Source organism: Enterococcus spodopteracolus (assembly GCF_030441955.1).
Taxonomy (GTDB): domain Bacteria; phylum Bacillota; class Bacilli; order Lactobacillales; family Enterococcaceae; genus Enterococcus_B; species Enterococcus_B spodopteracolus.
In genome coordinates this window covers 1-421 of sequence record NZ_JARJHD010000122.1, presented here as the reverse complement: position 1 = coordinate 421, position 421 = coordinate 1, and the positions used below count along the sequence as shown (strand labels likewise).

The 421-nt window shown below is 57.2% G+C and carries 1 rRNA gene; it reads right to left on the bottom strand.

Annotated features, from left to right (window positions below):
- Positions 1–421: ribosomal RNA gene (locus P3R27_RS14860) — 23S ribosomal RNA — on the bottom strand; the annotation flags it as partial.

Here is a 421-nt window from a genome sequence, read left to right as displayed (position 1 = left end):
ACCGGGCAGTGCCATTGGCATGACAACCCGAACACCAGTGATGCGTCCACTCCGGTCCTCTCGTACTAGGAGCAGCCCCCCTCAATTCTCCAGCGCCCACGGCAGATAGGGACCGAACTGTCTCACGACGTTCTAAACCCAGCTCGCGTACCACTTTAAATGGCGAACAGCCATACCCTTGGGACCTACTTCAGCCCCAGGATGTGATGAGCCGACATCGAGGTGCCAAACACCGCCGTCGATATGAACTCTTGGGCGGTATCAGCCTGTTATCCCCGGAGTACCTTTTATCCGTTGAGCGATGGCCCTTCCATTCAGAACCACCGGATCACTATGACCTGCTTTCGCACCTGCTCGCGCCGTCACGCTCGCAGTCAAGCCAGCTTATGCCATTGCACTAACCTCCTGATGTCCGACCAGG